Origin of the sequence: Lederbergia sp. NSJ-179 (assembly GCF_022867885.1) — a bacterium.
Classification (GTDB): Bacteria; Bacillota; Bacilli; order Bacillales; family Bacillaceae_C; genus Lederbergia.
Window position 1 is genome coordinate 1 of record NZ_JALIFP010000041.1, and the last position, 13337, is coordinate 13337.

Genomic DNA, 13337 nt, shown 5'->3' on the forward strand with positions numbered 1-13337 from the left:
ATGAGAAGTCTGGTATCATAAATTATCCACATGTTGATAAGTCAGGTTTAAAAAAGCAATTTGTGGACAACGGGATTCGTATGCCCTTTTTTAGATGGTAATTATCAGAAAACAGCAACACATCCTTTTTTATACAAAAAAAGGAGTAAAATTCAACTTTTCACAAAAAAATAATGCCCTTATTTTTTGTTCATACAACAAAAAATGATACAGCGCAAAAAGCTCCTTTGTAAAAGCAATTGACTTATAGCTATCCATCTGATATGATGTTAGCTGTTAAATAAATATACATTTGTACCGTAGACAGCAGGTGCTAATTATTATAATTAGCTTAATTTCCCGCCGAGGTTCTTGCGATAAAACTCAATTTTTTTATGGATTGGGTGCAAAAGACCTCCATGTCTATGTATGGAGGTCTTTTGCTTCATATATACGGGTATGAATGTCATCTCGAATCCGGGAGGTGTAAGGATGAGTACAGTTATGGAACAAAAGCAACAACTTGTTGATGAAATCAGAGAAAAACTTCAGTCTAGTGTTTCAACAGTTGTGGTTGATTATCGTGGTTTAACGGTGGCACAGGTTACTGAACTTCGCAAACAACTTCGTGAAGCAGGCATCGACTTTAAAGTTTATAAAAATACAATGACTCGCCGTGCGGCAGAAGCAGCGGATCTTGCAGGACTTAATGACGCGCTAACAGGTCCGAATGCCATTGCTTTTAGTACAGAGGATGTTGTAGCACCTGCAAAAATTCTAAATGAATTTGCGAAGAAAAACGAGGCGCTTGAAATCAAAGCTGGCGTTATTGAAGGGAATATCACCTCTGTTGAAGAGGTTAAGGCACTTGCAGAACTTCCATCTCGCGAAGGTTTGCTATCCATGTTGCTTAGCGTTCTTCAAGCGCCAATGCGTAATTTGGCTCTTGCTACAAAGGCCGTTGCTGATCAAAAAGAAGAACAAGGTGCATAATAGGCGAACGAATAGTATGAATATTGTTTTAAGCTGATGCGATAGAATACTTAAAAAACGATAAACGGAGGAACATAAATCATGACGAAAGAACAAATCATTGATGCTGTCAAAGAAATGACAGTCCTTGAATTAAACGATCTTGTGAAAGCAATCGAAGAAGAATTTGGCGTAACGGCTGCTGCTCCTGTTGCTGTGGCTGGTGGCGCTGCTGGTGGCGAAGCTGCTGCAGAAAAAACAGAATTTGATGTAATCCTTGCAGGTGCAGGTGGTCAAAAAATCAAGGTGATTAAAGTTGTACGTGAAGTAACAGGTCTTGGCTTGAAAGAAGCGAAAGAACTTGTTGATAATGCTCCTAAAGCAGTGAAAGAAGGAGCTTCTAAAGAGGAAGCTGAAGAGATCAAAGGCAAACTTGAAGAGGTTGGAGCGGAAGTCGAAGTTAAGTAAGAACCAATTAAATAAAAAGCTCGCTGTTTAACTTAATGGCGAGCTTTTTTGCCTAAGCTTTTCTCTGCCTGAACCCGCGATTTCGAAAGGGGGCGACCATAATTGGTTGATCACTATTTTTCACGACAGCCGGAAATCGCTAGTGACCCGATTTATTGGGATGCAACGCTGCGAAATCATTTGTTTCATTTCAAAACAGATCAAGGGGTATTTTCGAAGAATGAAGTCGACTTCGGTTCACGCTTCTTAATCGAATCTTTTCAAATGCCGGAAAGGGAAGGTCTGCTATTAGATATTGGTTGTGGCTATGGACCAATCGGTCTTGCCTTGGCAAAGGAATTTCCAGATCGGCAGGTCCACATGGTTGATATTAATCAAAGAGCGATTAAACTAGCAGAGGAAAATGCCCGGCTTAATCACATTCAAAATATCGACATCTATGAAAGTGATGGTTTGCAAAAAGTGAAGGAGATGAATTTTGCTGCGATTGTCACGAATCCACCCATTCGTGCGGGAAAACAGCTTGTCCATCAAATGTTTGAACAAAGTTATCAACATTTGATAACGGACGGAGAGCTATGGGTTGTCATTCAAAAGAAGCAAGGTGCTCCATCTGCAAAAAAGAAATTAGAAGACCTTTATCGTCAAGTGGAGACTTGGGAAAAAAGAAAAGGCTACTATATTTTAAAAGCAATAAAATGATTGACCTTGAAAATCCTTTGTGGTATTATTGTATAATGCTAATATAATGTTTTCTGATTATTTGCCTAAATAGTGAATACAAGTATGGAATTTGGCAAAGTTGGAAAAGATTATAAAATAATAGTTCGTAATAGGAAAAATGTGGTTTTCAAAGCAAAACCCTTTTTCTTTTTGTCTAAGGATATTGCATTTTTTCTGAAAGACTTGAGAAAATGTCACTGTTAGAGCGTGTGCAAAAAGGAGGATAAAAAGGGCCAAGAAGTTTGAGGCGGCGCAGCTTTGAGCAGCGGAAAAGCAAGCCAACGAAGAAATTCGCAGTGTCTTTTTTACCGGACTTTTTGAACATCCATTATTAAAATGCACTATTTTGAGGGGTGAATCAGTTGACAGGTCAACTTGTTCAGTACGGACGGCACCGCCAGCGCAGGAGCTTTGCGCGTATTAGTGAAGTATTGGAGCTACCGAACCTTATCGAAATCCAAACTTCTTCCTATCAGTGGTTTCTTGATGAGGGTTTAAAGGAAATGTTCCAAGATATTTCACCAATTGAGGATTTTGCCGGGAATCTATCATTGGAATTTATTGATTACAGTCTAGGTGATCCCAAGTATTCTGTAGAAGAATCGAAAGAGCGAGATGCAACCTACTCAGCTCCTCTTCGAGTGAAGTTACGCCTTGTGAATAAGGAGACAGGGGAAGTTAAAGATCAAGATGTATTTATGGGTGATTTTCCGCTGATGACAGAAATGGGTACCTTTATTATTAACGGTGCTGAACGTGTCATTGTTTCCCAACTTGTACGCTCACCAAGTGTATACTATAGCGGAAAGATTGATAAAAATGGTAAAAAAGGCTTTGCCGCTACCGTTATTCCTAACAGAGGTGCTTGGCTCGAATACGAAACAGATGCGAAGGATGTTGTTTACGTGCGTATAGATCGCACAAGGAAATTGCCCGTAACGGTGCTTATACGTGCACTTGGTTTTGGCTCTGATCAAGAAATCATCGATTTAATTGGTGACAATGAATATCTTAGAAATACACTAGAAAAGGACAATACGGAAAGTATTGAAAAAGCCTTATTAGAAATATATGAACGCCTACGTCCTGGAGAACCGCCAACTGTTGAGAATGCGCGAAATTTAATGGTCTCTAGATTTTTCGATCCAAAACGTTATGACCTTGCCAATGTAGGCCGTTATAAAATGAATAAAAAATTGCATATTAAAAATCGTTTATTTGGTCAAAGACTCGCTGAATCGCTTGCAGATCCTGAAACAGGTGAAATCATTGCAGAAAAAGGGACGTTATTAGATCGACGCACACTAGATAAAATCCTTCCTAATCTGGAAAATGGCGCTGGGTTCAAAAAGTACAGCCAGCAATCAGGAGTTTTAGATGAAGATATTGTTGTGCAATCGATTAAAATTTATGCACCGAATGAAGACGATGATAAAGTGATCAATGTGATCGGTAATGCCTACGTGGAGGAAGAGATTAAAAATATTACACCTGCTGATATTATCTCTTCTATTAGCTATTTCTTTGATTTGCTATACGATGTCGGAAATACAGATGATATTGATCATCTAGGAAATCGCCGTCTTCGTTCTGTTGGAGAATTACTTCAAAATCAGTTTAGAATCGGCCTTTCACGTATGGAAAGAGTCGTAAAAGAACGAATGTCCATTCAGGATGTCAATACGATTACACCACAGCAGTTAATTAATATTCGTCCTGTTATTGCATCGATAAAAGAGTTTTTCGGAAGTTCGCAGCTTTCCCAGTTTATGGATCAGACCAATCCTCTTGCTGAATTAACGCATAAGCGTCGTTTATCAGCATTAGGACCTGGTGGTTTAACACGTGAGCGGGCTGGAATGGAAGTACGTGATGTCCATTATTCTCACTATGGGCGCATGTGTCCGATTGAAACGCCGGAAGGACCAAATATTGGATTGATTAACTCCCTTTCTACATTTGCAAAGGTGAACCGTTTTGGCTTTATTGAAACACCTTACCGGAGAGTTGACCCTGAAACAGGTCTGCTCACAGACCAAATTGATTATTTAACAGCGGATGAAGAAGATAATTATGTTGTCGCCCAAGCGAATGCCCCTCTTTCCGATGAAGGTGCCTTTTTAAACGAAGAAGTCATTGCTCGTTTCCGCGGTGAAAATACCATTGTAAAAAAAGAGCGGATTGATTACATGGATGTATCACCAAAGCAAGTTGTTTCGGCAGCTACTGCTTGTATACCGTTCCTTGAAAATGACGATTCAAACCGTGCTTTGATGGGAGCCAACATGCAACGGCAAGCTGTTCCACTAATGAAGCCAGAAGCACCACTAGTTGGAACCGGAATGGAATATGTATCCGCAAAAGACTCCGGTGCTGCTGTGATTTGCAAGCATGATGGGATTGTGGAACATGTGGAAGCGCGAGAAGTATGGGTCCGTGATATTCAAGAAGTGGCCGGTCAAGAGATTAAAGGTGATTTACGTAAATATCGGATGCAGAAGTTTATTCGTTCCAACCAAGGAACTTGCTATAATCAACGCCCCATTGTGAGTGTCGGTGATAGAGTGACCAAAGGTGAAATTCTTGGGGATGGCCCATCCATGGATTTAGGCGAACTTGCTCTTGGAAGAAATGTGCTTGTTGCCTTTATGACATGGGAAGGTTACAACTATGAAGATGCAATTATTATGAGTGAACGTTTGGTAAAAGATGATGTATATACATCGATTCATATTGAAGAATATGAATCAGAAGCGCGTGATACGAAGCTTGGACCAGAAGAAATGACACGTGATATTCCGAACGTGGGGGAAGATGCTCTCCGTAATCTAGATGAACGTGGCATTATTAGAGTCGGGGCAGAAGTAAAAGACGGCGATTTGCTTGTAGGAAAAGTAACACCTAAGGGCGTTACAGAACTTACTGCAGAGGAAAGATTGCTTCATGCAATATTTGGTGAGAAGGCCCGTGAAGTACGTGACACTTCTCTTCGTGTTCCACATGGAGGCGAAGGAATTGTTCTGGATGTGAAAGTCTTTAATCGTGAAGATGGAGATGAACTACCACCGGGTGTAAATCAACTTGTCCGAGTTTATATTGTTCAAAAACGGAAAATATCCGAGGGCGACAAGATGGCTGGACGACATGGTAATAAAGGGGTTATTTCTCGAATTCTTCCAGAAGAAGATATGCCGTATATGCCAGATGGTACCCCTGTTGATGTCATGTTGAATCCGTTAGGTGTCCCATCACGTATGAATATTGGTCAAGTTCTTGAACTTCATTTAGGAATGGCTGCAAGAGGCCTGAAACTTCACATGGCATCACCTGTATTTGATGGTGCCACAGAAGAAGATGTTTGGGATACGATTGAAGAAGCGGGAATGGCAAGGGATGCCAAAACGGTCTTATATGATGGTCGGACAGGTGAACCGTTCGATAACAGAGTATCTGTCGGAATCATGTATATGATTAAATTGGCCCATGTGGTTGATGATAAACTGCATGCTCGTTCCACTGGTCCGTACTCTCTAGTCACTCAGCAACCACTTGGCGGTAAAGCTCAATTTGGCGGGCAACGCTTTGGTGAGATGGAAGTGTGGGCGCTAGAAGCTTACGGGGCAGCGTATACGCTCCAAGAAATATTAACGGTGAAGTCTGATGATGTTGTTGGTCGTGTGAAAACATATGAATCGATCGTCAAAGGTGATAATGTTCCAGATCCTGGAGTACCAGAATCTTTTAAAGTTCTCATAAAAGAACTTCAGAGCTTGGGTATGGATGTTAAAATCCTGTCAGGTGATGAGGAAGAGATCGAAATGCGGGATTTGGATGATGAAGAGGAATCACAACAAGCTGATACATTAAATATTGCTCCAGATACAAAAGTTGAAGAAACTGCTGCATCAAGAGACTAATTTTTTTAGGTTGCAAAAAGGGTAAAAACCTGTAGACGAAAAGGGAGGTAGGCCCCTTGCTGGATGTTAATAATTTTGAGTATATGAAAATTGGCCTTGCTTCACCGGACAAAATTCGTTCTTGGTCATTCGGGGAAGTCAAGAAACCAGAAACGATTAACTATCGTACATTAAAACCCGAAAAAGACGGTTTGTTTTGTGAACGAATTTTTGGACCTTCTAAAGACTGGGAATGCCATTGCGGAAAATATAAACGAGTTCGTTACAAGGGCGTTGTGTGTGACCGTTGTGGAGTTGAAGTAACACGTACAAAAGTACGAAGAGAGAGAATGGGCCATATAGAATTGGCAGCACCAGTTTCTCATATTTGGTACTTTAAAGGGATACCAAGCAGAATGGGACTTGTTCTTGACATGTCCCCCCGTGCCCTTGAAGAAATCATCTATTTCGCCTCCTATGTTGTTACAGATGTAGGAGACACGACACTCGATAAAAAACAACTTTTGTCTGAGAAGGAATATCGTGTATACCGAGAAAAATATGGCGCGAAATTCCAAGCCTCCATGGGAGCAGAAGCCATTAAAAAGCTTTTGCAAGATATTGACTTGGAAAAAGAGGTTGAACACTTGAAGGAAGAATTAAAAACCGCTCAAGGACAACGACGGACTCGTGCGATTAAACGCCTTGAAGTTTTGGAAGCTTTCCGTCATTCAGGAAATAATCCTGATTGGATGATCTTGGATGTGCTCCCTGTCATTCCTCCAGAATTACGCCCAATGGTGCAATTAGAAGGTGGCCGTTTTGCTACATCGGATTTGAATGATCTATATCGTCGTGTCATCAATCGTAATAATCGTTTAAAAAGATTATTAGATCTTGGTGCACCAAGTATTATTGTGCAAAATGAAAAACGAATGTTACAAGAAGCTGTGGATGCTTTAATTGACAATGGAAGAAGAGGCAGACCTGTTACAGGACCTGGTAATCGCCCACTGAAATCTTTATCCCATATGTTAAAAGGGAAACAAGGGCGTTTCCGGCAAAACTTACTTGGGAAACGGGTTGACTATTCGGGACGTTCGGTTATCGTGGTTGGCCCTAATTTGAAAATGTATCAATGTGGGTTGCCAAAAGAAATGGCTTTAGAGCTATTTAAACCTTTTGTAATGAAAGAGCTGGTTGAAAAGAACCTTGCTCATAATATTAAAAGTGCAAAAAGGAAAATTGAACGTGTTCATCCAGAAGTTTGGGATGTGCTTGAGGATGTCATCCGTGAACACCCCGTTCTATTAAACCGAGCACCGACTCTTCATAGACTTGGTATTCAAGCTTTCGAACCAACTCTTGTAGAAGGAAGAGCCATCCGTTTGCATCCACTTGTTTGTACCGCCTATAATGCGGATTTTGATGGAGACCAAATGGCGGTTCACGTTCCATTATCTGCAGAGGCGCAGGCTGAGGCACGTATATTAATGCTTGCAGCTCAAAACATTTTGAATCCTAGGGATGGTAAACCGGTTGTTACACCTTCGCAGGACATGGTACTTGGAAACTATTATCTCACTTTAGAGCGTGAAAATGCGGATGGAGAAGGAATGGTTTTCAAAGATACAAATGAAGCGTTGCTTGCTTATCAAAACGGTTATGTTCATTTGCATTCACGTATCGCGATTCATGCGAATTCCTTAGTGAATGAAACGTTTACAGATGAGCAAAGAAGAAAATTACTCGTTACAACGGTTGGGAAAATTATTTTTAATGAAATTCTTCCACCATCTTTTCCGTTTATTAATGAACCGACAGATGAAAATCTTATAGGAAATACACCAGATCGTTATTTTATTGATACAACGACAGATGTGAAGGAACATATTAAACAACAACCGCTTATCCCGCCCTTTAAGAAAAAAATATTAGGGAATATTATTTCTGAGATCTTTAAGAGATTCCAAATTACGGAAACTTCTAAGATGTTGGAGCGCATGAAAAATTTGGGATTCAAATATTCCACTAAGGCAGGTATTACAGTGGGGGTTTCCGATATTGTTGTTCTTGGTGAAAAGGAAACGATATTGCATGAAGCACAAAATAAAGTAGATAACGTCATGAAACAATTTAGGCGGGGTCTGATTACAGAAGAAGAACGCTATGATCGCGTCATTTCCATTTGGAGTGGAGCGAAAGATAAGATTCAAGATAAATTAATGGATTCTTTGGAAAGGTTGAACCCGATTTACATGATGAGTGACTCGGGTGCACGGGGAAATGCTTCTAACTTTACCCAACTAGCTGGTATGCGTGGGCTAATGGCTAACCCTGCAGGTAGAATTATTGAATTGCCGATTAAATCCAGTTTCCGTGAAGGATTGACCGTGTTGGAATACTTTATTTCCACACATGGGGCACGTAAAGGCCTAGCAGATACAGCTCTTAAAACAGCAGATTCAGGCTATCTAACACGACGTCTGGTCGATGTTGCGCAGGATGTTATTATTCGAGAAGATGATTGTGGTACGGACCGAGGCCTTCGTGTTACTGCATTGAAAGACGGCTCTGAAGTGATAGAAACACTGGAAGAACGTTTAATTGGCCGTTTCGCAAGAAGTAAAATTGTTCACCCAGAAACAGGCGAGATTCTTGCAAATGAAAATGAATTGATTAATGAAGACATGGCAAAAGAGATTGAAAATGCCGGAGTGGAAGAGGCTTGGATTCGTTCCGCCTTTACATGTAATACTCGACATGGTGTTTGCAAAAAATGTTACGGGCGTAATCTTGCCACAGGGTCGATTGTGGATGTTGGGGAAGCGGTCGGAATCATTGCAGCACAATCGATTGGTGAACCAGGAACTCAGCTAACAATGAGAACTTTCCATACTGGTGGTGTTGCAGGGGACGATATTACCCAAGGTCTACCGCGTATTCAAGAGTTATTTGAGGCACGTAATCCAAAGGGACAATCCGTCATTACAGAAATTGGAGGTATTGTAACATCCATTTCTGAAGGTCGAGATCGTCAGCACGAAATTGTGATTCAAGGAAAAGTTGAAACGCGCACTTACAATGCCCCTTATACCTCTAGACTTAAGGTGGCAGTCAACGATGAGGTAGAACGTGGCCAAGAGCTGACAGAGGGTTCCATAGATCCGAAAGAGTTGTTGCGAATTCTTGATGTCAAGGCGGTGCAGGAATACTTGCTGCGTGAAGTTCAAAAGGTATACCGGATGCAAGGGGTAGAAATCGGCGATAAACACGTAGAGGTTATGGTACGCCAAATGCTGAGAAAAGTAAGAGTAACAGATGCTGGCGATACAGATGTATTACCAGGTACACTTCTTGATATTCATCAGTTTACAGAAGCGAATAGAAAGACGCTTCTTGAGGGCAAACAACCTGCAATTGGTCGTCCAGTTCTCCTTGGTATTACAAAGGCATCTTTGGAGACAGATTCATTCTTATCTGCTGCTTCTTTCCAAGAAACCACTAGGGTTCTTACAGATGCAGCAATCAAAGGCAAAACAGATGAACTTCTTGGTCTGAAAGAAAATGTCATTATCGGTAAATTGGTTCCTGCTGGAACAGGCATGCAACGTTACCGAAAAATGACTGTCACGACGGCGGAAGAAGAACAACAATTAGAATCAGCCGAATAACGGAAAAACAGGATAATCCGCCGGGAATATCCCGGCGGGTCAATTTTAACGATAATTTTGCTGTTTGTTATTGACATTAAAAATGGCAGATGATACTATATTCAAGGTGAACTTACATTAACCTGTTACTTTGGAGGATTTGCGAATTGTCTTATGAAAAAGTGTCACAGGCTGAGAATGTAATCATAGGAACAAAACAGACAGTCAGAGCTCTTAAGTCAGGGCATGTTCTTGAGGTTCTGATTGCATCTGATGCAGAACCGAGAATTTTGCATTCTATTATTCAGGCCGCAGAAGATGCAAGCGTACCGATTACCATGGTAGACTCGATGAGAGAACTTGGTAAAGCATGCGGTATTGATGTGGGGGCAACGGCCGCTGCCATCTTACTTTAAGGTGTTTTTGCAGATACCACCTGCAAAAACTTGTTTTTTGCTTTAAAAAGAACCACCTGGATGTGTGGACTTAATTTTATTAAAGTATGAAAGGAGGAAACATCATGCCTACAATTAATCAATTAGTGCGCAAACGCAGAAAATCTAAAGTGACAACTTCTGATTCACCTGCTCTTAATAAAGGCTATAATAGTTTTAAGAAGATCAACACAGATTTATCTTCACCGCAAAAACGTGGTGTATGTACACGTGTAGGAACGATGACACCGAAAAAACCAAACTCAGCTCTACGTAAATATGCTCGTGTGCGTTTGACGAATGGAATTGAGGTAACGGCTTATATTCCTGGAATTGGCCACAATCTACAAGAACACAGTGTTGTTCTAATTCGTGGTGGTCGTGTGAAGGACTTACCGGGTGTTCGTTACCATATCGTTCGTGGTGCATTAGATACAGCTGGTGTTGAAAACCGTGCTCAAGGCCGTTCTAAATACGGAACGAAGAAACCTAAAGCAAAAAAATAATGTTTGAACAAACGATAAGAAATAAGAATGATATAACTGAAAGGAGGAAACAATATGCCTCGTAAAGGACCTGTAGCGAAAAGAGACGTATTGCCAGATCCTCTCCATAATTCTAAGCTTGTCACACGACTAGTGAACAAGCTTATGGTAGATGGTAAAAAAGGAAAGGCACAAACGATTCTCTATTCTGCTTTTGATCTTATTCAAGAACGTACAGGCAAAGATCCAATGGAAGTATTTGATCAAGCCTTGAAAAATATTATGCCAGTTTTAGAAGTGAGAGCTCGCCGTGTAGGTGGTGCGAACTACCAAGTTCCAGTTGAAGTTCGTCCAGAACGCCGTTCAACACTTGGATTACGTTGGTTAGTCAACTATGCTCGTCTTCGTGGAGAAAAAACGATGGAAGAGCGTTTGGCTAATGAAATCATGGATGCTGCCAATAATACGGGTGCTTCTGTGAAAAAACGGGAAGAAACTCATAAAATGGCTGAAGCAAACAAAGCATTTGCTCATTACCGCTGGTAAGATAGAACCAACTACTAAAAATATAATAGTAACATTACTCATCCTAGGAAGGAGAAATATGAAATGCCTAGAGACTTCTCCTTAGAAAAGACACGTAATATTGGAATTATGGCTCATATTGATGCCGGTAAAACAACGACAACAGAACGTATTCTTTTCTATACAGGGCGCATTCATAAAATTGGTGAAACGCATGAAGGTGCTTCACAAATGGACTGGATGGAACAAGAGCAAGAACGTGGTATTACGATTACATCTGCTGCAACAACTGCACAATGGAAAGGCCATCGTGTGAACATCATTGATACTCCAGGACACGTAGACTTTACAGTAGAAGTTGAACGTTCACTACGGGTACTTGATGGTGCAGTTACAGTCCTTGATGCCCAATCAGGTGTTGAACCTCAAACAGAAACAGTTTGGCGTCAAGCAACAACATATGGTGTTCCAAGAATAGTTTTCGTCAATAAGATGGATAAGATTGGGGCAAACTTTCTTTATTCTGTTAAAACATTGCATGAACGTCTACAAGCAAATGCCCATCCCATCCAACTTCCAATTGGTGCGGAAGATAGTTTCAAAGGAATGGTTGATCTTGTAGAAATGAAAGCATGGTTTTATGAAAGTGATGATCCTCAAGATCCAATCGAAGGTGAAATTCCGGCTGAACTTCAAGATCAGGCTGAAGAGTTGCGTACTAGTTTGATTGAAGCTGTCGCTGAATTTGATGAAGACCTTATGATGAAATATCTTGAGGGGGAAGAAATTTCCGTTGAGGAATTAAAGGCGGCCATTCGTAACGCCACATTGAAAGTGGAATTTTACCCTGTTCTTTGTGGTACAGCTTTTAAAAACAAAGGGGTTCAAAAAATGCTGGATGCGGTGGTTGATTATTTGCCTGCACCAACAGATATTGAATCGATTAAAGGAATTGTTCCAGATACAGAGGAAGAAGTTGCTCGTCATGCAGATGACAATGAGCCATTTTCAGCCCTTGCGTTTAAAGTGATGACAGACCCTTATGTTGGCCGTCTAACGTTTTTCCGCGTGTACTCCGGAACACTGAACTCTGGATCTTATGTCCAAAATTCAACCAAAGGCAAACGTGAACGGGTGGGACGTATTCTATTGATGCATGCGAACCACCGCGAAGAAATCAGCACGGTTTATAGTGGGGATATCGCAGCTGCTGTTGGTTTGAAGGATACGTCTACTGGGGATACCTTATGTGATGAAAAAGAACTTGTTATCCTTGAATCTATGGAATTCCCTGAACCTGTTATCAGTGTTGCGGTTGAGCCGAAATCAAAAGCCGACCAAGACAAGATGAGTACAGCTCTTGCTAAATTGCAGGAAGAGGATCCAACCTTCAGGGCAGAGACAAATCCTGAAACAGGTCAGGTTGTGATCTCAGGAATGGGTGAGCTTCACTTAGATGTCCTAGTTGACCGGATGAAGCGTGAATTTAAAGTGGAAGCAAACGTAGGTGCTCCACAAGTTTCTTATCGAGAAACGTTCCGCACTAGTGCTCAGGTTGAAGGGAAGTTTATCCGTCAATCAGGTGGGCGTGGACAATTTGGTCATGTATGGATTGAATTTAGTCCAAATGAGGAAGGCAAAGGCTTTGAATTCGAAAATGCGATTGTCGGTGGAGTTGTTCCTCGTGAATATATTCCGGCTGTACAAGCGGGACTTGAAGATGCAATGAATAATGGTGTAATTGCTGGTTATCCTTTAGTTGATATAAAGGCAAAGTTATATGATGGTTCCTATCATGATGTCGATTCAAGTGAAATGGCCTTTAAAATTGCCGCTTCTATGGCATTAAGAAATGCCGCGAAAAAGTGTGATCCTGTCCTACTGGAACCAATTGAAAAGGTTGAAATTGTAATCCCAGAAGAATATCTCGGCGATATTATGGGGGATATTACTTCGCGCCGTGGTCGTGTGGAAGGTATGGAAGCTCGTGGAAATGCACAGGTTGTAAAAGCCTTTGTACCACTTGCGGAAATGTTTGGTTATGCCACCTCCCTTCGTTCCAATACACAGGGCCGTGGAGTTTACACAATGTTCTTTGATCACTATGAAGAAGTGCCAAAATCAATTGCGGAAGAAATTATGAAAAAAAATAACGGTGAATAATTGATTTTATGTTTACAATCAAGTATAACTACTAATAGA

General features: G+C 41.0%; 9 protein-coding genes and 1 other annotated feature. All 9 genes read left to right on the plus strand.

Features of this window, described 5'->3' with window-relative positions; all coding sequences use genetic code 11:
* Positions 1–279 precede the first annotated feature (279 nt).
* Positions 280–432, plus strand: a sequence feature (ribosomal protein L10 leader region).
* Positions 433–471: 39 nt separating this feature from the next.
* The 9 genes from rplJ to fusA all read left to right on the plus strand — a co-directional run bounded on the left by rplJ (position 472) and on the right by fusA (position 13298).
* Entirely contained in the window at positions 472–972 is a 501-nt protein-coding gene (rplJ, locus tag MUB24_RS19605; RefSeq protein WP_244707123.1) for a 50S ribosomal protein L10, read from the plus strand.
* Positions 973–1053: 81 nt separating this feature from the next.
* A complete protein-coding gene (rplL, locus tag MUB24_RS19610; protein ID WP_244707125.1) occupies positions 1054–1419 on the plus strand; it encodes a 50S ribosomal protein L7/L12 in 366 nt (121 codons plus the stop codon).
* Positions 1420–1521: 102 nt separating this feature from the next.
* Entirely contained in the window at positions 1522–2121 is a 600-nt protein-coding gene (locus tag MUB24_RS19615) for a class I SAM-dependent methyltransferase (protein ID WP_244707127.1), read from the plus strand.
* 383 nt (positions 2122–2504) lie between these two features.
* On the plus strand, positions 2505–6059 hold the full coding sequence (gene rpoB, locus MUB24_RS19620) for a DNA-directed RNA polymerase subunit beta (protein WP_244707129.1): 3555 nt from the start codon (positions 2505–2507) through the stop codon (positions 6057–6059).
* 56 nt (positions 6060–6115) lie between these two features.
* Positions 6116–9712 carry a DNA-directed RNA polymerase subunit beta' gene (gene rpoC, locus MUB24_RS19625; protein ID WP_244707131.1) on the plus strand — a complete coding sequence of 1199 codons (3597 nt, stop codon included), beginning with the start codon at positions 6116–6118 and terminating at the stop codon, positions 9710–9712.
* A gap of 146 nt (positions 9713–9858) precedes the next feature.
* On the plus strand, positions 9859–10107 hold the full coding sequence (locus tag MUB24_RS19630; RefSeq protein ID WP_244707134.1) for a 50S ribosomal protein L7ae-like protein: 249 nt from the start codon (positions 9859–9861) through the stop codon (positions 10105–10107).
* 104 nt (positions 10108–10211) lie between these two features.
* Positions 10212–10631, plus strand: coding sequence for a 30S ribosomal protein S12 (gene rpsL, locus MUB24_RS19635; protein WP_244707136.1), 420 nt, complete (start codon positions 10212–10214; stop codon positions 10629–10631).
* A gap of 54 nt (positions 10632–10685) precedes the next feature.
* Positions 10686–11156, plus strand: a complete 471-nt coding sequence (gene rpsG / locus MUB24_RS19640; protein WP_244707138.1) for a 30S ribosomal protein S7 — start codon at positions 10686–10688, stop codon at positions 11154–11156.
* A 63-nt stretch (positions 11157–11219) separates the two neighbouring features.
* Positions 11220–13298, plus strand: a complete 2079-nt coding sequence (gene fusA, locus MUB24_RS19645) for an elongation factor G (RefSeq protein WP_244707139.1) — start codon at positions 11220–11222, stop codon at positions 13296–13298.
* Positions 13299–13337: the final 39 nt, after the last annotated feature.